General features: G+C 32.2%; 20 protein-coding genes and 1 other RNA gene. 2 read left to right on the top strand and 19 right to left on the bottom strand.

Annotated features, from left to right (window positions below):
* Positions 1 to 308 precede the first annotated feature (308 nt).
* The 13 genes from RR409_RS07865 to RR409_RS07805 form a co-directional block, all read right to left on the bottom strand.
* On the bottom strand, positions 309 to 2,126 hold the full coding sequence (locus RR409_RS07865) for an ABC transporter substrate-binding protein (RefSeq protein WP_332557188.1): 1,818 nt from the start codon (positions 2,124 to 2,126) through the stop codon (positions 309 to 311).
* Positions 2,127 to 2,219: 93 nt separating this feature from the next.
* Positions 2,220 to 3,194: a dipeptide ABC transporter ATP-binding protein gene (locus tag RR409_RS07860; protein ID WP_332557187.1), complete on the bottom strand. Its 975-nt coding sequence runs from the start codon at positions 3,192 to 3,194 to the stop codon at positions 2,220 to 2,222.
* Positions 3,195 to 3,302: 108 nt separating this feature from the next.
* Positions 3,303 to 4,259 (bottom strand): ABC transporter ATP-binding protein, encoded by a 957-nt coding sequence (locus RR409_RS07855; protein WP_332557186.1) that lies wholly within the window; start codon positions 4,257 to 4,259, stop codon positions 3,303 to 3,305.
* A 12-nt stretch (positions 4,260 to 4,271) separates the two neighbouring features.
* A complete protein-coding gene (locus tag RR409_RS07850) occupies positions 4,272 to 5,783 on the bottom strand; it encodes an ABC transporter permease (protein ID WP_332557185.1) in 1,512 nt (503 codons plus the stop codon).
* 19 nt (positions 5,784 to 5,802) lie between these two features.
* A complete protein-coding gene (locus RR409_RS07845) occupies positions 5,803 to 7,245 on the bottom strand; it encodes an ABC transporter permease (RefSeq protein ID WP_332557184.1) in 1,443 nt (480 codons plus the stop codon).
* Between the two features lie 385 nt (positions 7,246 to 7,630).
* On the bottom strand, positions 7,631 to 8,701 hold the full coding sequence (gene orr / locus RR409_RS07840; RefSeq protein WP_332557183.1) for an ornithine racemase Orr: 1,071 nt from the start codon (positions 8,699 to 8,701) through the stop codon (positions 7,631 to 7,633).
* The gene (locus RR409_RS07835) at positions 8,698 to 10,026 is read right to left on the bottom strand and encodes a GlmL-related ornithine degradation protein (RefSeq protein WP_332557182.1); all 1,329 of its coding nucleotides are present in this window, start codon (positions 10,024 to 10,026) and stop codon (positions 8,698 to 8,700) included. The genes orr and RR409_RS07835 overlap by 4 nt, the downstream gene beginning before the upstream one ends.
* 116 nt (positions 10,027 to 10,142) lie before the next feature.
* Positions 10,143 to 12,320 carry a D-ornithine 4,5-aminomutase subunit OraE gene (gene oraE, locus RR409_RS07830; RefSeq protein ID WP_332557181.1) on the bottom strand — a complete coding sequence of 726 codons (2,178 nt, stop codon included), beginning with the start codon at positions 12,318 to 12,320 and terminating at the stop codon, positions 10,143 to 10,145.
* Entirely contained in the window at positions 12,320 to 12,682 is a 363-nt protein-coding gene (locus RR409_RS07825) for an ornithine aminomutase subunit alpha (protein WP_332557180.1), read from the bottom strand. The genes oraE and RR409_RS07825 overlap by 1 nt, the downstream gene beginning before the upstream one ends.
* Positions 12,683 to 12,702: 20 nt before the next feature.
* Positions 12,703 to 14,115: a 2-amino-4-oxopentanoate thiolase subunit OrtB gene (ortB, locus tag RR409_RS07820; protein ID WP_332557179.1), complete on the bottom strand. Its 1,413-nt coding sequence runs from the start codon at positions 14,113 to 14,115 to the stop codon at positions 12,703 to 12,705.
* Positions 14,116 to 14,139: 24 nt separating this feature from the next.
* On the bottom strand, positions 14,140 to 14,439 hold the full coding sequence (gene ortA, locus RR409_RS07815) for a 2-amino-4-oxopentanoate thiolase subunit OrtA (RefSeq protein WP_332557222.1): 300 nt from the start codon (positions 14,437 to 14,439) through the stop codon (positions 14,140 to 14,142).
* Between the two features lie 173 nt (positions 14,440 to 14,612).
* Entirely contained in the window at positions 14,613 to 15,659 is a 1,047-nt protein-coding gene (gene ord / locus RR409_RS07810; RefSeq protein ID WP_332557178.1) for a 2,4-diaminopentanoate dehydrogenase, read from the bottom strand.
* 314 nt (positions 15,660 to 15,973) lie between these two features.
* Complete coding sequence (locus tag RR409_RS07805) at positions 15,974 to 17,332, bottom strand: sigma 54-interacting transcriptional regulator (RefSeq protein WP_332557177.1); 1,359 nt, start codon at positions 17,330 to 17,332, stop codon at positions 15,974 to 15,976.
* A 462-nt stretch (positions 17,333 to 17,794) separates the two neighbouring features.
* On the opposite strand from RR409_RS07805, the gene RR409_RS07800 reads away from it, so the two are divergent.
* Both RR409_RS07800 and RR409_RS07795 read left to right on the top strand, forming a co-directional pair.
* A complete protein-coding gene (locus RR409_RS07800; protein ID WP_332557176.1) occupies positions 17,795 to 18,562 on the top strand; it encodes a threonine/serine exporter family protein in 768 nt (255 codons plus the stop codon).
* Positions 18,563 to 18,564: 2 nt separating this feature from the next.
* Positions 18,565 to 19,008 (top strand): threonine/serine exporter family protein, encoded by a 444-nt coding sequence (locus RR409_RS07795; protein WP_332557175.1) that lies wholly within the window; start codon positions 18,565 to 18,567, stop codon positions 19,006 to 19,008.
* 159 nt (positions 19,009 to 19,167) lie between these two features.
* Here the strand turns inward: RR409_RS07795 and ssrS are convergent.
* The 6 genes from ssrS to dtd all read right to left on the bottom strand — a co-directional run bounded on the left by ssrS (position 19,168) and on the right by dtd (position 25,308).
* Positions 19,168 to 19,362, bottom strand: a non-coding RNA gene (gene ssrS / locus RR409_RS07790) — 6S RNA.
* Between the two features lie 233 nt (positions 19,363 to 19,595).
* Complete coding sequence (gene aspS / locus RR409_RS07785; protein WP_332557174.1) at positions 19,596 to 21,377, bottom strand: aspartate--tRNA ligase; 1,782 nt, start codon at positions 21,375 to 21,377, stop codon at positions 19,596 to 19,598.
* A 54-nt stretch (positions 21,378 to 21,431) separates the two neighbouring features.
* Positions 21,432 to 22,682, bottom strand: a complete 1,251-nt coding sequence (gene hisS / locus RR409_RS07780) for a histidine--tRNA ligase (RefSeq protein ID WP_332557173.1) — start codon at positions 22,680 to 22,682, stop codon at positions 21,432 to 21,434.
* A 19-nt stretch (positions 22,683 to 22,701) separates the two neighbouring features.
* Complete coding sequence (locus RR409_RS07775; RefSeq protein ID WP_332557172.1) at positions 22,702 to 24,159, bottom strand: coproporphyrinogen III oxidase; 1,458 nt, start codon at positions 24,157 to 24,159, stop codon at positions 22,702 to 22,704.
* Between the two features lie 87 nt (positions 24,160 to 24,246).
* Complete coding sequence (locus RR409_RS07770; RefSeq protein WP_332557171.1) at positions 24,247 to 24,849, bottom strand: MBL fold metallo-hydrolase; 603 nt, start codon at positions 24,847 to 24,849, stop codon at positions 24,247 to 24,249.
* Positions 24,850 to 24,858: 9 nt separating this feature from the next.
* Positions 24,859 to 25,308 (bottom strand): D-aminoacyl-tRNA deacylase, encoded by a 450-nt coding sequence (gene dtd / locus RR409_RS07765; RefSeq protein ID WP_332557170.1) that lies wholly within the window; start codon positions 25,306 to 25,308, stop codon positions 24,859 to 24,861.
* Between the last annotated feature and the right edge of the window lie 5 nt (positions 25,309 to 25,313).

The raw sequence follows: 25,313 nt of genomic DNA, 5'->3' as shown, positions 1-25,313 counted from the left end.
CATGCTTTTACCAATAATCAATTAATACGTTTTGTAAATAAATGGAAATTTGTTGAAATTTATTACCCGGAAAATAATTTGAAAATCTCATCAATTATAACTATATATTAATCTATAAATTTTTTCTACTATTTATAACTTCAAGAGAAGTATTTTGAATGTATTTTTAATATTCTTGTTTTTTCTCCAACATAATTTTAAATTTATGAATTCTCTACATCGTTATTAAAAGTGATAATGCGGAATAACATATATAAATAAATCATCAACATTATTAAAAGCTTGGCATTAAGGCCAAGCTTTACTTATTATTTCTTTATACTATCTTGATATTTTTGCAGATATTCCTTAGATTTTGTTAAATCAACTTTTAATTCATTACCTGTGTTAACCAATGGAGTTACAGTAGAGTATGCCTTGAATTTAGTACCATTGTATACAGCTAATATATCCTCTTGATTTACTGCGTATAAAATAGCCTTTCTTAAATTCTCATCAGCACATTTTTGTCCTTCTCTCATATTAAACATTGCATAAGAAACTCCATTACCCTTTATTTCACTTAGTTTTAGTTTAGGATCTTCTTTAACTATAGATAATTTATTTTCAGGAACTCCATATAACACATGAATTTCTTCACTTCTTAATGCTGATAAAGCACTATCCATGTCCTTTATGAATTTTACTACTATTTTAGAAATCTTAGGATTATTTTCAGTATCCTTCATATAACTAGGATTTTTTTGGAAAACTGCTTCATAATCATTTTTATATACCATGATATATGGTCCACTAGTGTAAAGAGTGTTATTGTAAGTTGCTCCTTCTGTAACTGCAGATTGATCTCCATAGGCAATATCCTTTGTTCTGTCATAAGTTGCTATATTATAGGTATTTATACTCTCAACTTGTTTCTTACAAACAATACCTGCAGATTGATGTCCAAGATAATTTAACACTTGTGGGAAAGGATTTTTTGTAGTTATCTTTACTACCTGATACTTTCCTTCCTTGTTATTCACTTGTTGTTTACTATCTACTAATTGTTTAATTGGAGATTTTAGTCCGTTATCTAAAACAGCTTTTAAGGTTTTTCCACTTCCTGATTCCTTTAGACTTTCTAAAACGCTTAAGTCAGTAACAATTTCTATTTTTTCCATGCTTTCATGTAGGCTATAAGTTCTATGATCCGGAACGGAAGTTTTGTCTTTTGCTCTATTAAGAGAAAATACTACATCCTCAGCTCCAACTAGCTCTTTTGAATCTACTGCCTGTTTATTTTCAATCTTTGCAAAGTTTATATTATCTCTTAGCACAAAGTAATACTCTTTATTTCCTTCTGCTATAACATGGTTATATGATAAAGCCCCTTCTGAAGTAACCTTATCATCGTCAGTTAAATTTACTAATCTGACATACATATTAGTATTAAGCATATTTATTGATCCATCATTTCCTTTAATAGGATCTAATGAGGTAAGCGTTGGATTTGTTTGGCTTAACATTAGTGGATTTGTATTGTTTTTGGAAGAATCGCTAAAGGTTATACTCTCCCAAACCATAGAACGAGACTTGGATATTCTTACATTATCAACTAAATTTTTGTTATAAGCCTGGCTTTTAATTGAATAATATAGTGGGACTATATAAGCCTTTTGAGTAACTAGTATATCTTCTAATTTTTTGTAGGTATCTTGATATTCTTTAGGAGTTTGAGTTGCAGCTAAATCAATTAACTTATCCACTTCTGAATCTTTTATCGGCCCTTTGTTATAATCTCCACCAGTTTTAAATAGAGATCTTACAGCATAGTCTGGATTACCCGTTACAGTGGTCCAACCACTTAATGCTAGGTCATAATTACCAGCTTGTTCTTGTGCTACAAAGCTACTATAATCTGGTTGAATGTTTAGGGTAACTTTAAATCCTGCCTTTGATAGCTGATCTCTTACAATATTTGCATCCTTTTCGTTAGAGCTCATGGATAATAAAGTTACTTCTTGTACCACAGTGTTATTTTCAGTTGGCTTATTATTATTCACATTATCCTTTGTTTTTGTTGTGCAACCTACCACAGAGAACATCATTGTGGTTGCCACTGCAAGAGCCATGATTCTTTTTTTCATAAATACCCCCCTTTTTATCTTTATAAAAATTAGTTCCTACTATGATTAGCCAATCTACTAATAGTGAACTAATAAATATTGATACTAAATTGCTTAATATCTTAACGTATTACTCAGAATTTCTTTGTATCTATAGCATGCTACAAAGTGATCTTCTTCTACCTGAAGTAGTTCCGGATCCTTGATTTTACATTGTTCTTGAACAAATGGGCATCTAGCTGCGAACCTACATCCTGGCTTTGGATTAATAGGTGAACTTATTTCACCTTTTAAAATTATTTTTTCTTTCTTATTTTTTATATTCATAGATGGTATTGCAGATAATAAAGCTATAGTATAAGGGTGTAATGGCTTTTTAAAGATGTGTTTTTTTGATCCTTTCTCTATTAATTGCCCTAAATACATAACTCCCACATTATCTGAAATATGTTTTACTACAGATAAATCATGTGAGATAAATATATATGTGAGTCCTAGTCTTTCCTGTAATTCCATCATTAAATTTATGATTTGAGCTTGCACAGAAACGTCAAGGGCACTAACTGGTTCGTCACATACAATGAATTTGGGATTTATAGATAAAGCTCTGGCAATAACTACTCTTTGCCTTCTACCTCCATCAAATTCATGAGGATAACAATTATACATTCTTTTTGATAGGCCAACTAATTCCATAAGTTCTTCAACTTTTTGTTTTCTCTCTCCCTCAGATTTATATACTTTGTGCAATTTTAATGGCTCTTCTATTATTTGAGATATTGTAAATCTAGGATTTAATGAGGCATAAGGATCTTGAAAAATAATTTGCATGTGCTTTCTCATCTGCCTCATTTCCTCTTTGTTAAATGAGGTTATATCCATACCATTAAATAATACTCTTCCTGCTGTTGGTTCATGTAATCTTATGATAGCTCTCCCTAAGGTACTTTTACCACAGCCTGATTCCCCTACAATTCCTAAAGTTTCCCCCTCTTTTATAGAAAAGCTCACATTATCTACTGCACTAAGAAGGCCGTTAGAAACTTCAAAATACTTTTTTAAATTTTTCACTTCTAGCAAACCACTCATATTCTTTATTCTCCTTTTTAATAATGAAGGATTTCACTGCTTCAACAGCTTTGAATGAAACTCCAATTTCACTAATAGTCATAGTTGATTTTCACCTTGAAAATACAGTTAAAATAATGAAAAATGGCATTTATAAATATGACCTTCTCCCTTTACACTTGGGGAAATATTTTCACATATCTCTTGCTTATATTTGCATCTAGGGTGAAAATAACAACCACAAGGTAAATCTGCTGAATTTGGAATTTGTCCTTCTATAGGTATTAATTTATCAGTATCCTCTTCTAATTTAGGAATAGATAAAAACAGTCCTCTTGTATATGGATGTAAGGCATTTGTGAAAATTTCTTCTATAGTTCCCATTTCTACTATTTCTCCAGCATACATAATAGCAACTCTATCACAAGTTTCCGCTACCACACCTAAGTCATGAGTTATTAGCATCATTGACATGTTATACTTTTCTCTTAATTTCTTTATAATTTCTAATACTTGAGCTTGAATAGTTACATCTAGTGCTGTGGTTGGTTCATCAGCTATGAGGAGTTCTGGATTACATAGCAGCGCCATTGTAATTACAACTCTTTGTTTCATCCCTCCTGAAAACTGATGCGGATAGTCGTTATATCTATCACCTTTCACTCCTACAACCTCTAACATTTCAATAACTTGCTTTTTTGCTTCTTCTTTACTTATCTTCTTATGATTTATCACAACTTCAGATAATTGTTGTCCAATGGTCATTATAGGGTTTAAAGCAGTCATAGGATCTTGGAATATCATAGATATTCCATTTCCTCTAATCTCTTGATTTTCTTTGTTGCTGTTATATATTAAATTTCTCTCTTTAAAAATTATTTCTCCATCTACAATAACTCCAGGAGGATAAGGAACTAGTTGCATAATAGCTAAGGCTGTAGTAGTTTTTCCAGCACCTGTTTCACCCACTATACCTAAACTTTCGCCACTGTTTATTGCAAAATTTACACCATTCACTGCTTTCACAGTTTCATCTTCAGTAACATAATGAACATGTAAATTTCTTACTTCAAGAATATCATTCATTTCAATCACCTACTATTTTAGTTTTGGATCTAAAGCATCCCTTACACCGTCTCCAAAGAAGTTAAAAGCTAACACAATAGCTATTATTGCAAGTCCTGGATATATAGCTAAATATGGATTTGTTTCTAAATAATTACTACCAACTTTCAATATATTTCCCCACTCTGGTATATGAGGTTCTACTCCCAATCCTAAGTAACTCAAACTGCTTGTAGATAAAACAGCACCTCCTATGGCTAATGTTGCTCTTACAATAATTGGTGCTAAAGAATTAGGTATAATATGTTTGAAAATAATAGTATAATCTTTGGCCCCACAAGCTTTTGCTGCTTCAACAAATTCACTACTTGAAATACTTAATACAGTTGCTCTCACAGTTCTTGCATACCCTGGTATTCCTCCAATACTTAAGGCCATAATTAAATTAAAGGTATTAGCTCCAAAGGCTGCCACTATGGCAATTGCAAGTAATATGCCCGGAACAGCATATAAAATATCTAAGGATCTCATTATGATATTATCAGCTTTTTTCCCATAATATCCTGATATTGCACCTAGGGCTCCCCCAATAACTATAGGTACTATTGTTGATATTAATCCTACTATTAATGAAATTCTTGCCCCAAAAATTATCCGAGTAAATACACATCTTCCAAAATCATCTGTACCAAAAGGATATTGTAAACTTGGTGATAGTAATATCTTGCTATAGTCATTGTCTATAGCAATGGAGTAATCAAAAGTTAAGTAACTACAAATAGATACTGACAATAAAAAAGTTATAAAAAGTAGTCCAACTATTGCCATGTTATTTCTAAATAATCTTCTCAAAATATCTATCCATTCTATGGAAATTTCATCATCTTTATTTCTTAGTTTTCTTAAAATAATCATCCCTAGAATTAATGCAAAAATATTACCTGTAACGGAAGTTAGTATGAGAATTACTGCAATATATTTCAACTTTTTATCTACTTTTTTTCCATTAACGTATTTGTGAATCATCATCATTGTTATTAAGTAAAATATTGTTATTAAAAATAAAATAGTCATTCCAATATTATAAGTATTAGAAACATAGTCTTTGAACAAATTTAATATAGAAATGAACATTATACTTAAAGAAACCAAGGTCATATAAATAGAAAGAATATATTCTATTCCCTTTTCTTTTTTTATTAAAATTAATCCTGATATTACATTGAAAATATTAGCAGTAAAAACTAAAGGTATTAGTATATATCCTAATCTTCTAGTTGAATCTGATATATCATTAAGATTTAATATATCTTTTTTAATTCTTAATGATATATAACATTGGATTATTCCACCTATAAGATATATTAATGATATTGCCATTAATGCTTTATTTGCTTCCGTACCACTTGAGCTTAAATAATTTAAAAATATTATTAGAAAAACACTGAAGGAAGCTCCTAATGCAAAATTCGAAGTAGAATACTCTTTAAATTTATTTAATTTCCTCTGCTTTTCTCGTTTTAAATAATATTTGCTATTCTGCATATGACCAAACTCCTCAACATTAATAATTTTTCATTTTAGATTTGATTCTTGGGTCTAAGAATGAATACATAATATCTACCACAAGGTTTGCCACACTAATAATTACCGCTACATACACAACTCCAGCGAGGACTATGGGTATATCAGGAACAAACTGCTTATCAACTATAAAACTTCCAATACCATTTACATTGAATACTTTCTCTGTAACTGCTGAGCCACCAAGCATACCTCCAAATTGAAGACCTATTACTGTTACTATAGGAATCATAGCGTTTCCTAAGGCATGTTTTATAATAACCTTCTTTTCACTTAGTCCCTTAGCTCTTGCTGTAAGTATATAATCTTGTTTAACTACTTCTAACATGGAAGATCTTGTCATCCTTGCTATGGTAGCAGCCAAATCTGTACCAAGTACTATTGCAGGCATGATGAAGGATAACCAATTTCCTACAGTGAAGGTGGCTGGTAGCAGCTTCATCTCTATAGAAAAATTCAATATTAATACAAGCCCAAACCAAAAGTTTGGAAGTGATAGTCCAATCAATGCTACTAACATAAAAATAAAATCATAAGCGGAGTAAGGACGAGTGGCAGAAATTATACCTGCTGGTATAGCGAGGACTATTCCTACCACTAAAGAGATAAAGGTTAGGTTTAAGGTTACTGGGAATTTTCTAGCAATTGAAGCAATAACTTCTTCATTCCCTGAGAAAGACTTTCCTAAATCAAAGGTAAATAAGTTTTTAAAGGTTTCTAGTAACTGAACAAAATATGGTTTATCAAGGCCATATATTCTATTGAAATCTGCTATTTGTTCTGCTGTTGCACCCTGACCTAAAATATTTACAGCTGGATCTAATGGAGATAGATACATTATAGTAAAAACTAAAAAAGTAACTCCAAAAATAACAAAAATCATCATTACAAGTCTCTCAAAAATATATTTAAAATATGGATTATTGTATATTCCCATAAGCAGCAGCATTGGAAACCCTATAATAACTACAAAGTAGTAAAATGCTTTTTTTTCTAACATACCTTTGAAGCTTTGCGTAAAGGTAACCTTTTTGATTTCTTTATTTTTGAAAGCTTTATCTATTTCAAAAGACAATAATTCTTTTATCCTTCGTTGAAAAATTTTATCTACTTCTTTATTGAACTCATCATCACTTAAGGTTTTATTGAAGAATTTAAGTTTATTATTTAATTGATTCTGAATTTCTTCCTTTAAAACTTTCTTTTTTCCATCTTGATAAAACTGATTCTCAATGTTTTTTTCAAATTCGGCATAACTATAGTCTTTTTTATCCATCAAATATTTTATTCCCACAACAATTAGCACTGGAAAACCTAAAATAGTTAGAAGGATTCGATACAATGACCTTTTAAACATTTTTTCAAAGATATTACCTATCTTTGTTACAAACAAATTCTTATAACTGTTTGTATTAGCATTCATAGAAAAACACCTCCTTAAAAATTCACTATTAAGTTAGATAAGTATGTAAACTACATTATTCAAATGAATAGACATCTTTTGTTTGTAAAAAATTAATGATTTCTTATTAAGGAATCCTCTACTTTTAATAATATTTGATATATTAATATGTATATGTTTGATCACTGTATCCTTATAACAAAACTCCAATTAAAATGTTAAACTTATCCACTAAATAGATTTTTCAAATGCCATATTACCTTAGTGATAAACTTTATCACTAGAGTTTTTCATATTGCACTTTGCACTAAATCTATATCTTTTACTTTTATAATATAAACACAAGTTATTGGATAAATAAAAAAACACTCAAACCTAAGTTAGAGTGCTTAACTAATTAATCTATCTATCCCACATAATATTTGCTTACATAAGGTGAAGTCATGGCTTGTAATAGACATCCATAATCCATATAAAAATCTACTATATCCCCAACTTTATAATCATACTTACTTTCAGTAACATCCAAAATTAGGTGGTCACTACTTGCCCCAAGAACTTTGATTTTATTATCTAAAGGTTCTATGCCATCAACTTTTATGTCTTGCCTTCCTAGTGCTATGATGGCCCTTTTTATAACTCCCCTATCTTCAAACTTTGGTACTTCCCCAAAAGCATCTAACCCTATTTTACCAGTTGGTATGGAAGGTTTATTTTTAATTTCTATGATTTCCCCTTTAAGAATGAAACAATCCTTATGCGCGTTAGGAACCTCATTTCCATAAGCTGTTTCTCTACCTAAAACTATGGATTCCCCAAGTCTTAATTGATTTATTCCTTTTGGCATAGTATCATCTAAAACCATATAAAGACTGCTAGAATTCCCCCCTGATATTATAGGTAATTTTACTTCTAGAACTCTTTCAAGTTTCTCTTTTATCTCAATAAGTTTATTTAAATTTGTTTCATCAGGTAGAACTCCACCATAACAAGTTAAATTTGTTCCTACGCCTATGAGTTCAATATTTTCAAGTTTAATGATTTCCTTTGCAGTATCTAGTACGTCGTATTCAAGAACCCCTTCTCTTAAATCCCCTAAATCTATCATCAGTATAACCTTATGAGTCTTATTTGCCCTCTTAGCAGCTTTAGATATTTTTTTTATAGTGTCAATCTCGGAGTTCAATGATATATCGGCATACTTTACCACAGATGTTGCATCACTTTCCATAGGGATTCTTAGTAAAAGCTTTTCACATTTTGCATCACTGACTTTTCTAAGATTCGAAAGCCTTGAATCTCCTATAACCTTTAATCCACCTTCAATCATGGAATTAACTATTGGTTTTTGTGCGCAAAACACCTTTGTTACTCCAACCACATCTATTCCTAGCCTTTGACAGATTTCAAGGATTGTAGCTGTATTATGTCTTATTTTACTTAAGTTAGCTTCTATACATGGATAGCTTCTTTTCATATTTTAAGACTCTCCTTTAATAATGTTATTGCAGCTTCTTTGTTCTCCCTGCTTAAAACTCCAGCACAAGCCATAATGTACATGTTATCAATAAGGACTTTTGCTTCTCCCCTTGGATACATGGTTAAATCTTCTTTAACTTCTTTTATACCTTCCAAGGTTTCTTCTCCTCTTGGAAGCCTAGTTAAAGCTCCTCCTGTACCAATAATGTATTTAACCATGGAAAGGTCTTTTCCATAAGCTAAAAAGTTTTTCCCTGCTCCATAAACTCTTTTTATACTTCCAACATGTCTATTTATAGCTACTTCTACTGCCTTTTTAGTTAGAACACAACTCCATTTTTTCTCTTCTTCTAGAGATGGAATTGGTTTTATTTGACTTTCTATATATTCTTTTGTATTTCCTTGAAGTTCATGATGACTTAAAAGGTCAATAACATTAGCTCTATTCACATATACTCCTAAATCGCCTTCTACAGTTCTTTTGGCTTTTGGTTCTGGAGTAACTAAAATATCAAGAACCTCTAAACTTCCTTCTGTAACAGAATGAAGATCAGTAGTTGCTCCCCCTACATCAAAAACAATAACATCTCCAAGAATTTCATATAAAAGCTTAGTTGATTCCATTACTGCACCTGGTGTAGGCATTATAGCTCCGTCTACCATTTCTTTTATCTTATCCATGCCCCCAGCTTTAACTATATTTTTTTCAAATGCATCTTGTATTATCGCTCTTGCTGGCTCTACATTTAATTCATCCACCCTTGGATAAACATTATTTATAACATAAAGTTCTTTTCCTTCAAAGATTTCCTTAATTTCTTCTACATTGGCACAGTTTCCACAGTAAACTACAGGGATTCCAAGATCTGCTTCTGATAGTACTTCTGAGTTATAAAGAGCAGTGTCTCTCTCACCGTAATCTGTGCCTCCTGCTATCATAATAAGATTTGGATTTATTTCTCTAATCTTCTTTACATCTGATTTTCTAAGTTTTCCTGCAGTGACCATTTTGATAATTCCACCGGCTCCAAGAGCTGCTTCTCTTGCTGCCTTCACTGTCATATCTTCTACTAGACCATGAACAGTGATTTTTAATCCTCCTGCCGCACTACTGGTTGCTAGCATTCTGCCATATTCTATTTTTTCACCTAAAACTTCTTCTATTTCCTGTACCGCAGTTTTAAGTCCAATAGTTACATCCCCTTGTAATACAGAAGTAAAAGCTTTTCCTTGACCAATTACTTCTACCCCATTTTTAAAGTTAAAGGCTGTAACAAGGGTAGTAGTACTGCCAATTTCTGCAATCAAATACTCTACCTTCATAAACACACTCCTATGTTTAAGGGCATACAAAACTGTTGTATGCCCTTAACTTTATTTTAGTTTATCTCTTTTAAAGCTTACAAACTTAATTATTAGCTTATAATTTTAAATTATATTTACTGCTCTTCTTTCATTAAAGTTTCAATGATGAAGGAAGCTACGTGATGTCCCTTAGTTCCACGTCCAAAACCAGCATCCATTCCATTAGTTACAGCAATTTCATTAGAAACTTGAGTTCCACCACAAGCTAGTATGAATTTGTCTCTAACTCCTTTTTCAATACAAAGATCATTTAACTTTCTCATGTTTTTCATATGAATATCATTATGAGTAATAATTGTACTCATTAATATTGCTTGAGCTTTAGTCTCTATTGCAGCATCAATAAGTTTTTCTATTGGGCAAGATGTTCCAAGATATACAGCTTCAATACCATATTTCTCTATTCCACCGTGCTTAATGTCTATTACTTCTCTTAAGCCAACAGAGTGTTCATCTTCTCCAACTGTAGCAGCTACTACTTTAAGCGGATGCTCTTTTACATAATCTCTCATTACATTATCATCAAGAATTTGTTTAACTTCTGGAAGCTTAAGTTCATCTTTAACAATTTTAAAGTTAACTCTTCCTTTAATTTCAACTAAAGTTCCTTCTGCATCCTGCATTACTTGTTTATGGATAACTTCTACATCTGTTAAGTTCATCTTTTTACCCATTTCAATAGCTGCTGCTTCTGCAACTCTTACATCTTCTGGTATAAAGATTGTAGCAGATATATATCCATCTCTTTTCCATTCAACCTCTGGAACTATTGTTCCATCATCTTTAACTTTTTCCATTCTCTTATAAACGTTATCTTCTTCATCTAATTCATCAATGTATACGATTTTGCTTCTATCACAGAAAGTACAACCTTCAATTGCCTCACAAGCATGTTCATATTTTTCTGGCACATTGTTGTATCCAAAATGGGCACAAACTGGTGCGAAGTAATCCTTATCTCTTGGAACTACAGTATCAACTGCAAGTCCTCCATCTATTTTACGAGCGATACCATCACCATTTCTTGCTGGATATTCACCTGAGTCAACGAAGAATCCTTCTTCAACCGCTTTAAAGTATCCACCATTTTCAATAATTTCTTCTAGGAATAGTACAGCTCTTTCCTTAAGCTCTCTAACTTTTTCTGGAAGATATCCTTCCTTCTTAAGCTCTACCATATCCATTAAACCATCCATACCAATTAAAGCTTGCTTTGCAGTATTTACTGCATGGATGTTATTGTAATGCCATGGAACGTTTCTTCCTTCATCAGGAGTTATTGTACTTTGAATATCTGCTGAAGTAAGCTCAGAAATCAATAGGTTTAAACTATGAGTTACTGTAGCTTCTCTTGTACAAGAATCCATGTACTTAGTGTTCATTTGAGCTCTCATTTTATAATTTTTAAATAAATCTCTTAGTGCAACTGCATAAGGTAAATCATATCTTAATGCTGGTGCTGGTGGAGCTGTTGGTGGTACTGTAGATAATGCTATATTGCTTGGTTTCATACCAACCATTTCAGAGTATTTAGAGTTTATAGCATGTTGAACCATAAGCTCAGGCATTACCATGTACCCTTTCATAGCTGTTGCATTTGCATTATGAGCTCCATCTATTTGAAGCATATCTGCCCAAGCCATCATATGCTTAGCCACAGCAGCATCAACGAAGGATCTTACCATGTTAATGTTTCTGTAAAGAACGTTATATTGTGGGTCTTGGTGAGCACCATTAACTCCCTCTTCAGCAAACATAACTGCTATATCAGGACCTGCAACCCCTGATACATATGAGTGGAAGTTTATTTCTCTTCCAACTTCTTCTTCTATTAAATCAATAGCTTTTCTAGTAGCTCTTACTTCTTTTCTTGTAATTGGAACTCCACCAATTCCTTCTGGCGAACCTTCAATTAGACCATCATAATGACTTTGTCCAGCAGTTCTAATAACCATAATATGGTCAGCACCATGCCATGCAGCCATTCTCATTCTTCTTATATCATCTTCAAATCTTCCTGAAGCAATTTCTGTTGTGATAACTGGTTTTGGTTGAGGATCTATGTTACCAAAGCTTCTCGCTGATGGAAGAGCCTTACTCTTTTTAAGTGGTTTTGTTATTTCTCTATATTCAAACTCACCTACTGGTTCATTGTGAGCTTCTCTCCAATGCCAACCTCTTCTTTTTGGCTCATACTTATCTAAGTCTTTAAGTATCTCTTCCACATTTATTTTTTTGTTTTCTTCTAGCATTATTTATCCCCCCTAAACAATCCTGATGCTTCATTCCAGCCTTTGCCTTCTCCAAGTTCACGGCCAGCCTCAATATAGTTCATTCCTCTATGTTCTGCATATTTTAAAACTACATTACCTATGCCTTTTCCTAAAAGTTTTGCTTTCATACCTTCTTGAACTATTTTTGAAGCTTCTAAGCTTGAAAATCCCATTCTTAAAAGTACTGATCTTTCTATTGAAGATGAAGTATTACCATATGCTAAATCCACCATTGGCTTAGCTATTTCCTCAGTTAATGCCCAAAATCTTTCATATAGTTGTTCATCAGTTAAATTCTTTAAGTGTTCTCTTCTTTTTTGAAAATCGTCTTCTCTTTTCACTACTTTTCCCCCCAATTTACTTATTTAACGTATATATCGTGACTAGAAAGTATATTTAATACTTCTACTTTGCTTAACTTTGTTTCTTCACAAAGGAAATCTACATCAAGAATATCCATTATATTGCTTTCTAACTTTTTAATACTATTTTTGATAAGTGATTTTCTATATCCATTTAAATCCTTATCATCTATTTGAAGCATTGCTGGATTTTCTGGTAACACAATATTTTCACCTGGAACTTCTGTCTTTGGATCTCCCTTAAGGATTTCTATTCCATTTCCCTTAGCAAAAGTAAGCTGAGGTAATATGTGTTTACCTGCTCCAGTATATTCTGTTTCTTGTACAACAATAATTTCATCATCATTCATTTCTTGAGCAATAACAAAGGCTGCGGCAAGGGAAGTGTTTCCTGCTGGTCCTCTTTCTAACCCTTCTAACTGTGCAAGAAGTTCTGTCATGTAGAATACTTGACCTTGAGCCACTGTTACATATCTATCTAAGTATCTTAATGGTCTTGCTGCACTTCTTGGTACATCACTTCTATCTGGCCATACCATGAAAGGTATTCCAAAACCAGTATGTCCTGTAGTAAAGGATTTTCTGTTGAAATCCTTATCACTAGCCATATGAAGTCCTTGTAAGTTTACTGAAGCTCCAACAACTTTTGTATCAGTAGCTCCTGCTTTTATTAATCCTCTAGCAGTACCAGTTACATTTCCTCCACCAGCATGAGTTGCAATTACTACTTCTGGGTCTTTTCCAAATTTCTCTCTACATTGAGTTGCAATTTCATAACCTAAAGTTTCTACTCCTGCAATTCCATATGAAGAATATAGTGAAGCATTATAAAATCCTGTTTCTTCTAATACATTTAAGTATGTGTAAAATAACTCTGGTCCTACAGTAAGTTGAAGTACTTCTGCGCCTAAACCTTCACACTTTCTTCCTTTCTCCAAAATTTCTGGTTGTCCAACCTTTTTAGAATCATAACATTCTTGAACTATTATGCACTTTAAACCCTTCATAGCTGCTTGAGATGCTACTGCTGAACCATAGTTTCCTGAAGTTGCAGATGCAACCCCTTTATATCCTCTTTGCTTTGCATCATATACTGAAACGGAAGCCCTTCTATCTTTAAAGCTTCCAGAAGGATTGCAACTCTCATCCTTTACAAAAATTCTAGCCGCCTTTCCTGTCTTTGAAACCTTTCTAGCAAGAGCTGTGATATTTTTAAGTTCAAGAAGGGGAGTGTTTCCTACTCCAGCTTCCTTTTGTATTTTCATTACATCACTTAGTGAGTACCCTGTATCTCTCATCATAGCTTCATAATCGAAAGCTAATGCTCCTCTTTCATACTTACTAAAGTCAATACCTACTGATTTTATCATTATTTCATTTTTTCTCTCCATAAGAGCTTCGTATTTATTCATCTCATTCACCTACCTCTTCATAAACTACTCAAAAATCATTTCCTTAGCTTGTTTTCCTATATATGCTAGCTCACTTATATATCTACCAAAATCATGAGTGTAGGCTGGTTCCACAGCTGTCACTATTCCTTTTGCTCTTCTACCACTTGGAGTTTCAATTTCTGTTTCTTCTCCTAAATTGCATTCTGTTATAGTAAAACCTCTTACCCACATCATAAGTGGAGTACTTTTTGTTTCTTCTGGTATAGCAGATGATCTATCTTCTGGATCTAAAACTTTGTTAGTTATTTCTACAAATGTTCCTACCTTAATCAAGTTTTTCACCTCCAAAATTTATCAAAACTTCATTGTATTTATCTCATAAACCCTCAATTTATACTTAACTAAAAGTAACATGGAAAATAGAAAAATCCTCTAAAATTGTGACTATCCTTTTAAAATCATCAGTAATTAAAAAAGTATTTCTATTCTCCATACACACTGTGCTTTATAATATATTATCTTTTAATAAAAGTTCTAAAGTCTCCCATGATAGCTCTTGGTACTGGTAAATCTATCATAGTTTTTAGACCTGCATCAGCATTTATAACATGAGGAATCATGTTAACACACATTGCTATTGTTCCAAGTCCTCCATCAACCTCTGGTTTAATTGACATATTAACTTCTGGAGTTCCTTTTATTGTTATATAATCTCCAGTAAAAGTTCCTTCCATTTCAGGCTCAATTTGTTGTGGATGAATCATATCTATTTTAACTTGTCCATCTACATATCCTTGTCCAGTCATATTAACTCCAGCTACATCTCCAGCAGCTGCAAATCCGAAAGGAGACTTTCTATCTACTGATGTAACTATTGGCGCCATTTGCTGCTCAAATTTATCAACTTTCCAACCAATAGCATCTCCTATCATTCTAATAGACTCTGAGAAACCTACGTGTCCAGCTAAACTTCCATCTGCAACACCTTTATTAAATGCATCTACAGTTATTCCTACTCCTTGTTCTTCCATAACTGCTGGTCCAAATGGTGATAAGCTATTAACTCTCTTAGCTTCTATATGTTCTACATCCGTCATACATCCTGTTAAACATACAACTAATAAATCCATTATTAACCCTGGATTTATTCCTGTTCCAAGTATTGAAACTCCATTTTCTTTAGCTATTCTATCAAGCTCTGCTGCAAGTTCTGGGTTTTGTGCTTGTGGATAAGACATTTCCTCTGCAGTAGAAATTACATTCACTTTTTTCTCTAAAATTAACTTTAATCTTGGAAAAGCTTTTTCAGTAAAGGAATCTGTTGCACAAAGACATATATCGCAGCCTTTTTCAGTTACTACTTCATCTATATTAGGATTAATAATAACGTCAGCTCTTTCTCCTCTTTCAACTCCTAAAACTTCAAAAATACTTTTTCCCGCTCTTTGTGGGTGCAAGTCACATACTCCTACTATATCCACGCCTTGTTTCTTTAAAAGCATACGCGCCATTCCGCTTCCCATTGCTCCAAAGCCCCAAATTGCTACTTTAACATTTTCCATTATATTTTCCCCCTTAGATTTCAAAAATATTTTTCATATTGTCTATAGTAGCAATTAACGTGCCAACTTATTTTTATATTTTTTAGAATATTTTCATTAATAATGGCACGTTCCTGTATAATTTCATCTTTTATGAATCAAGAAAAATATAACTTTATGAACCACCGCAAAATTTTTTTCTATTTTAAGTATTTGTAAACCTATGCATCTTCATGTTCCTTTAAATAAAAAAAGATAAGTGCGTGTTTTTTTGCACTTATCCTGCCGAATTTATGGCACTTTCATACTTTTCATAATTATTCAAAAATAATATTTTAAATATTATACTTTTTTAATTTATATTGAAGGTTTTGTCTAGAAATTTTTAATTCATGCGCAGTTCTGGTGATATTTTCCCTGTTTTTTCTATAAATTTTTGTTATAATTGCTTTTTCAACTTCTTCTAGATGATCATTTAAAGATATTTCTCCATTAAACTTACTATCATTACTTAAATCACCTATCATAGCAATTTTATTTTCGAAGAATTCTTTTGTTAATACTTCGCCATCATCTACCATATTCATAGCCGCTTCAATTGTGTTTTTTAATTCTCTAATATTTCCAGGCCAATTATACTCGTGAAACCTTTCCCACACATCATCATTCAGGCATTTGATATTTTTAGAAAGTAACCCATTATAATAGTCTATAAAGTAATCTGCAATTTCCTTAATATCTTCTTTTCTTTCCCTAAGTGGCGGTACATCAATCCTCATAACACTTAGTCTATAGTAAAAGTCCTTTCTGAGTTTACCTTCTTTTATAAGCTTTTCTGGTTCTTCATTTAAGGTTGCAATTACTCGTACATCTATATCGATAATCTTATTGCTACCAACAGGTCTAATATACCCATCTTGAAGTACCCTTAAGAGCTTGGACTGAAGATATGGCTCCATAGAATTAATTTCATCTAAAAGTACAGTACCTCTATGAGCCTCCTCGAAGAGCCCTTTCTTGTTCTCTGCCCCAGTAAATCCGCCCTTTACAGTTCCAAATAGCATTCCTTCTAGAAGGGCACTGGGAATAGCCGCACAATTAATAGGTATAAAAGGTTTATCCTTTCTAATACCGTTATAGTGAATGCTTTGAGCAAATAGTTCTTTTCCTGAACCTGTCTCACCATAAATTAACACAGAAGAATTTGAAAGACTTGCTTTAACCGCTTTGTTCACTTCATTTCTTATCTTGGGACTATTACCTATAATATCTTTAAAAGTATAATTGCTTTCTTTTGCTTTTATTGTGCTTTCTAACTTGCATATTTTTTCATTTAATTTTTTAAGCTGAGTCATATCTCTCGCGATTTCTATGGCAGCTACTGTTTTATCGTTAATCACTACAGGTATTGTTGTATTTATAGACGTAATATTTTTCCCTTGGTTATTGCTATATTCCTGTACTACATCCTTAAACTCCTCATTATTCTTTAGAGCATTCATTAACGTAGATGTCCCTTCCATACCCTTTAAATACTCGTAAACTTTTTTCCCAATTACATCCTCAGCCCTAAGCCCCTCCATGGTCGCCATGGAATCATTATAATAAATTGTCTTCCCTTTGTTATCTACTATGTGAATACCTTCTTTTAAATTATTGATAAGATTTTCTAAGATACTCTCAATTCTATTCATATAGACCCCCTATTTTTTCTTTGAGCAAAATTAAAGTTCTAATTCATTGACTTTATATAATAACTTTTTAATTGTACGGTTAGCAGTAAATTAAAAGATTTAAAAATTTTTAGTACTTCTCACAATACTCTAATTATAATTATTTGTGAATAATTAATCAATTCTTACATTAATATAATAATTAACTAATTATATTTCCTAAAAAATAAATCTAGGTTTTCACTAAATAACTATTCATTTTATTTCTGCATTTCTTTTTAAAAAGGTCTTACCGCTAATCACTTTGGGTTATATCCAGTACCATAATTATGATTTTTTAACGTCTTTAAAGTATTTAATATATTTTATTATATAAAGGTGATACTACATAAAATAGAAATTTAATATTCTAACAAATTACATTTTATTGAGTTTTTGATATATAATAACAATGATATTACTATAGGGAGGATGTGTAGCTAGGTGTATAATGATGAAATTGTTCATATTGCCGCAGAAGCAGGAAAAATAATGCTTGAAAACGGTGGTGAAACCTATAGAGTAGAACAAACCATTGCAATGATTTGCAATGCCTACAATATAAAAACAACTGAAAGTTTTGTCACTCCTACAGTGGTTATGATTTCAATAACAAACGTAATGGGTGAAACTAATACCGTAATAAGAAGAGTTACTTCAAGAACAGTAGATTTAGAAAAGGTGGCTGCCATAAATAATTTATCTAGATCTTTATACTCTAAACCTCTTTTAATGAAGGATTTAAAGGATGAGGTTAAAAATATCGAGAATCATCAAAGATATGGGGATAAAATTTCTATTATTGCAGCTGGAATCACCACTGCTTTCTTTACTTTATTATTCGGGGGTAATATAAGGGATTTTACTATTTCTTTTATTGCTGGTATTCTAATAAAAATTTTAAGTAATTTTTTAAATAAGTTAGATGTAAACAGCTTCTTTATCAATGTTCTAGGCGGAGCCTTAGCTGCGGTAATTGCGCTAGTAGCTGGTACTTTCTTTACTGGATTTAACGTAGATAAAATTATCATTGGTTCAATAATGCTCTTAGTTCCCGGTCTAGCCATCACCAATGGCATAAGAGATACTATATCTGGTGATTTATTGTCAGGGTTATCTCGATCATTAGAAGCTCTTATGATTGCAGGAGCAATTGCTGCTGGTACAGGTATCGTATTTAAAATTTGGATATACATCTTTGGGGGTGTGTAATTATGATAAGTATTCTTTATTCCTTTATTAGTTCTTTAGGCTTTGGTATTCTTTTTAATGTAAGAGGAAAAAACCTAATAATAGCATCTGCTGGTGGAGGTCTAGGCTGGTTAATTTATTCGCTTATAATTAATTCGGGTGGTACTGAAATAGTAGCTTTATTTGTAGCTTCTATAACTATCAGTATATTTTCTGAGGTTTTTGCTAGAATTATGAAAAGTCCTGTTACTGTATTTTTGATATGCGCCTTAATTCCCTTAGTTCCTGGGGGTGGTATGTATTATACTACTTTTGAAGCAGTACAAGGAAACGTTAATGAATCTATTGTAATGGGAATCCAAACCTTATTTAATGCTGCTTCTATTGCTGTAGGTATTATTTTGGTTTCTACTATTAGTAAGATATTCACTAGACTAAAAATGAATAAAGCCAAAGTTAGAAATTAAAAGTCGAAAAAACAGTATAGATAGTTTAAATCTATACTGTTTTTTTGCAATTTTTTTAGCATAAAATAAATGCCACTCATAAGAGTGGCATTTCATTACTCATAATGAGAGTTAGCAAGATTGACCTTGCTAACTCTATTATTTCAAGTAAAATCTTTAATATAAACCGCTGTGCCGTTTATGCTGGTATATTTGAACCCGTTCTCCCACGGGCGGATTCCGCCTTTTCACTTCTGGTACCTATCAGTTAATATTAATAATAAGGGATAGGTCAACACTCCATAAAAAGAACTTCTTCCTATTAAATCAATGTTGGCTCAACATAGACCAGTGCCACGCACACAGCAGATCATTGCTAACTTGTAATTACATTATATAATAATTTTAGTGTAATTGCAAATTAAATTAAAAAGTTTTATTAAAGATTTTACATTAATAGTATATCTCCTAAGAGGATTTTTATTCTTTTTAATATTTGGTTAACCTGTATAATTTTACAAGGACTTAATATTTAAATGCAAAACAATTTTTAGTTTTACTTAAAATTATTTTCTACATTTCATAAAAGGATACGATCCAGTTTAAGACTAATCCTTCTTAGCTATTCCGATACCAAGTTCTCTAAGTTGCTTTTCTTCAACTACATTCGGAGCTTCACTCATTGGGCAGTATGCATTTTGGTTTTTAGGGAAGGCAATAACATCTTTAATGTTGTCAGTTCCGGCTAAGAACATTACCATTCTATCTAATCCATAAGCTAATCCGCCGTGTGGTGGTGGTCCATATTTGAAGGCTTCTAATAAGAATCCAAATCTTTCCCAAGCACTTTCATGACTAAATCCTAGTAAACTAAACATTTTTTCTTGAAGTTTAGTATCATGAATTCTTATACTTCCTCCACCTAATTCTTCACCATTTAGTACTATGTCATAAGCTTTTGCTCTAACTCTCTTTGGATCACTATCCAAGTACTGTAAATCCTCATCCATTGGTGAGGTGAAAGGATGGTGAAGAGCAACAAATCTATTCTCTTCTTCATCATATTCAAGAAGTGGGAATTCTGTTATCCAAACAAAGTTAAATTCTTTATTATTTTCTAGAATTCCAAGTTCTTTAGCAAGTTCTAATCTTAATGCTCCTAGGGATTGCAATACTACATTATCCATATCAGCTACAATTAGTATTAAATCTCCTGGTTTTGCACCAGCCGATTCAATAATAGCTTTCATTCCAGCTTCATCAAAGAATTTCGATATTGGCGATTTAATTTCATCTTCTTTATAAGCTATCCAGGCAAGCCCTTTAGCCTTATATGTTTTTACAAACTCTCCAAGTTTATCAAGTTTCTTTCTTCCCATATCTGCAGAGTTTTCGGCAACTATTGCTCTTACAGATCCACCATTTTCAATGGCACTTTTGAATACAGCAAATTCTGTTCCTCTAACTGCATCTGTAATATTTTTTATTTCCATGCCAAATCTTAGGTCTGGTTTATCACTACCATACTTATCCATAGCTTCAGCATATGGCATTCTCTTAATAGGAAGTTTTACATCTTCTCCAATTACTTCTTTGAAAACTCTTTGAATTAATCCTTCATTTATAGCTATAACATCGTTTAATTCAACAAAAGTCATTTCTAAATCTATTTGAGTAAATTCTGGTTGTCTATTTGATCTTAAATCCTCATCTCTAAAACATTTAACAATTTGGAAGTATCTATCAAATCCTGATACCATTAATAATTGCTTAAATATTTGTGGCGATTGTGGAAGTGCATAAAACATTCCTGGGTAGTTTCTGCTTGGAACTAAGTAATCCCTAGCACCTTCTGGTGTGCTCTTAGTAAGCATTGGAGTTTCCATTTCTAAGAAACCATTCTCATCTAAGTAATCCCTAACAATCTTAGCCGCCTTATGTCTTATCATAAGGATCTTTTGCATGTCAGGTCTTCTAAGATCAAGATAACGATACTTAAGTCTTATATTTTCTGAAGCATCTAAATTCTCTTTTATGTAAATTGGAGGTGTTTCTGATTCTGAAAGAATCTTTATGCTTTCTCCCTTTAACTCTACCATTCCTGTAGGCAAGTTTGTATTTGGTGCTTCTCTTTTAATTATTTCTCCAGTAACCGCAATGCAGTATTCTGATTTTGCTAAATCAGCTTTTTCAAAAGCTTCTTTATTAATCTCTTCTCCAAATACTACTTGTAAAAGTCCAGTTCTATCTCTTAAATCAATAAAAACTAAACTTCCTAAATTTCTCTTTCTTTGAACCCATCCCATTACAGTGACCTTATTAGATATATGTTCTTCTCTAAGTTCACCACACATTATGGTTCTTTTAAGTCCATTAAGTGATTCTCCCATTGTTATTCCTCCCTTTATGCTACAAGGAGTAAATTACTCCTTTGGTTTCATTGTTTATTCTTTTATTATTGTAACTATAGCTTCTAAATCGTCTAAAGAAATCTCTGTAGTTTCTCCATCACTCATTCTCTTTAACTTAGCACTTCTGTTTTTTACTTCATCTTCGCCAAAAATCATAGTGTATCTTGCTCCAATTTTATTAGCAAATTTCATTTGAGCTTTTACACTTCTACCCATATGATCACATTCACACTTGATTCCGTTTCTCCTTAAAGGGTGAATAACCTTAATAGCTTCAACCTTGCCTTCTTCTCCCATGGAACCTACATATAAGTCCATATAAGCTTCTTCTGGAACGTTTAAACCTTTTTCTTCTAGGGTTAAAATCAATCTCTCCATTCCCATACCAAAACCTATAGCTGGCATAGATGGTCCACCTATTTCTTCAATAAGATTATCATATCTTCCACCACCACAAAGAGTGAAACCTTTATCCATGATTTCAAATATAGTTTTGCTGTAATAATCTAGTCCTCTAACCACTTGTGAATTTACCACGTATTCTATTCCCATAGCACTTAAATAAGTTTTTAAACTTTCAAAGTGGTCACTACATTCCTCGCAAATGTAATCTAATATAACTGGAGCACCTTTAACTGTTTCTTTACAGCTATCCACCTTACAATCTAATATTCTTAATGGATTTTTATCTAATCTTGTTAAACAAGTTGGACAAAGTTCCTCTTTTCTGCTAGATAAGAATTCTATTAGTGCCTCATTATACTTTTTCCTGCAAATTGGACAACCAATACTGTTAATATTAAGTTCTATTCCTTCAACACCTAATCTCTTATAAACATCCATAACAACGCTTATAACTTCAGCATCTACAGAAGGTTCTTTTGAACCAAATACCTCCACTCCAAACTGGTGGTGTTGTCTAAGTCTTCCCTTTTGCATCTTTTCATATCTAAAAGCAGGTGTAAAATAAAACATTTTGGTAGGTTGAGCTTCGCTGTAAAGAGAACTTTCTACAAAAGCTCTAACTGCAGGCGCTGTACCCTCTGGTTTTAGTGTTATACTTCTTCCACCTTTATCTTCAAAAGTATACATTTCTTTTTGAACTACATCTGTAGTTTCTCCAACGCCTCTTTTAAATAGATCTGTATGTTCAAAGATAGGAGTTCTTATTTCTCTGCATCCATAGGTTGCAGCAATTTCTCTCATTATTTTTTCAATATAATGCCATTTAAACACACTACCTGGTAAAATATCTTTTGTTCCTTTAGGTGCTTTAAATTCCATCTAACTTCCTCCTCACAGCTTATTTATATAACATATCTAATAATTTGATTTTCTTTTCAATCATTTCATCAATTCTATTTACATATTCTTTAACATCCTTAACATTCCCAAACCTTTCAATTCTGTTTTCTTCTAAAAAAACTATTTTAGATACTGCATCTGCACCTAAAGCTATGATGGTTTGTTTTTCTTCAATCATTTGAATGTTATAAACTCCTTCTTTTCCTCTTTCAGCATATCCCACATTTTCCATGTTTCCTACCATGTTTTTTTGTCTATACATATAGTAAGGAACCATATTTAAATTTTTCGATAATTTCACAGTAGTTTTATACATCGCATTAAGATCCTGCTGATCTGGTATTTCATATTGAGCATTATTTACAATATTTTCATAAAGTTTTGAAGCCCTTTTTATTGACATACCATGAACTGTTAAACTATCTGGTTTAAGCTTTAAAAGTTCTTCGCAGGTGTGTACCATTTCCTTTAATCCTTCTCCAGGTAGTCCTACAATTACATCCATATTTATATTATCGAAACCTAAGTTTCTTGCCATGTTAAACTTCGCCACAGCATCCTCTGTGCTATGATTTCGTCCAATAAGTTTTAAAGTTTTATCATTCATTGTCTGAGGATTTATACTGATTCTACCAACCTGATATTTCTTCATAGTTTGAAGTTTCTTCTCTGTTATACTGTCAGGGCGTCCACACTCTACAGTAAACTCTTTTATATTATGATTATCAACAAAATAATTGTGAATATCCTTCATAATTTCTTCAAATTCATCATCATTTACAGCAGTTGGTGTTCCCCCGCCAAAATATACAGATTCTATTACAAGGTTATTTTCTCTAATATAGCTACTTAGAGATTTAACTTCCTTTGATAGTGCCTCTAAATAAGGGGCAACTAAGTTCTTACACCCACCTATTGGATTAGAGGTAAAAGAACAATAAAGACAACGAGTAGGGCAAAAAGGCATTCCCACATAAACGCTTATTACCCTTTCATCCTTATTTACTATATTTCTTTCATATTTTGCAACTTCTATGCAAAGCTTTGCTTTTTCATCTGAAGTTCCATGAATTTCATTAAAAATCTTTATAATTTCTTCTTCTTTATATCCCTTTTCTAAAAGTTCAAGGGCTTTTTTAGAAGGTCTAATACCTACTAAGGTTCCCCAAGGTAGATTTTTTTTCGTTTCCTTGGAAAGAAAGTTAAACACAGCTCTTCTAACTTCTTCTTTAATTTTACGTTCCTGATTTATTGGTAAAATTTCACTTCCATTATTGCTTGCAATTGAAATACTTTTTTCATTAATATCTATAGATAAAGTAGCAAGGTCTTCTGAGTCATCTTCCTGAAACTTTATATCTGTAAAACTATAAAACAAGTTAATCATTTGAAATACATCGTATCTAAAATCATGATTATTTAGTTTTATCTTTAGTGGTTTATCAGTGTTATACACTTTATATCAAGTCCTTTTTTATTATATGTATTCTTAGAGAAACTTTCCAAGTTAACTCTTTATAAGGGCCCTTAAGATTCATCTGCTTTATAAAAATGGATTATAAATAGCTTCATCTCCAATAGTGGTACTAGGTCCGTGACCAGGATAAACTATGATGTCCTTTGGTAATATCATTAACTTTTCTTTTATACTATTTATTAAAATTTCACCATTTCCACCCAATAAATCGCTTCTTCCTATAGATCCTTTAAACAAGGTGTCTCCTGAGAAAAGATGATTATCCACTAAAAAGCACATGCCCCCTGGTGTGTGTCCTGGAGTTGCAATACATTGCACAGTATATTTTCCAAGAGCTAGTGAATCTCCATGATTTAATTTAATATGTGCACCGCCTTCTATAAATGGTCCATAGTACTGCATACCTTTTAAAATCATTTCATTATCTTCAGAACCTATAGCTACTTCTGCCTTAGTCACTGCTTGCAATCCATCAACCCCAGTAGTGTGATCAAAGTGTCCATGAGTAAGTAAAATGTATTTAACCTTAGCACCAAGGATATTTATTGCCTTTTCTATGTCGTCTACATCTCCACCTGGATCTAAAACCATAGTTTCCTTAGAGTCTTCGTCCATTACAATGTAACAGTTAGCTCCATATATACCTGCCATAAGTTTTTTTATTATCATGGTTCACCTCTAAAAATCTTTTTTACTTTCTAAAAGTAATGTTACTGGACCATCATTTTGAATGTAAACCTGCATATCAGCTCCAAATTCACCAGTCTCAACTTTCTTAACTTCTGCTTTAAATGCTTTTACAAGTTCATTGTAAAGTTCTTCAGCTGCTTCTCCGCCTTGTGCCTTCATGAAATCTGGTCTTTTTCCTTTACGACAATCTCCATAAAGAGTAAATTGGGAAATAAGTAGTAATTCTCCATTCACTTCTCCAAGAGAATAATTCATCTTTCCACTTTCGTCTTCAAATATTCTCATGCCTGTAATTTTACGGACTATGTAATCTATATCTTCCTTTGTATCTTCTTTGCTTATACCTATTAAAACATTTAAACCTAAGCCAATTTCTCCAATAACTTTATTATCAACTTCTACTCTAGAAGCTTTAACTCTTTGTACTACTGCTCTCATAATCA

The organism is Clostridium sp., from assembly GCF_036642255.1.
GTDB lineage: Bacteria > Bacillota > Clostridia > Clostridiales > Clostridiaceae > Clostridium_J.
This window is presented reverse-complemented; position numbering and strand designations above follow the sequence as displayed.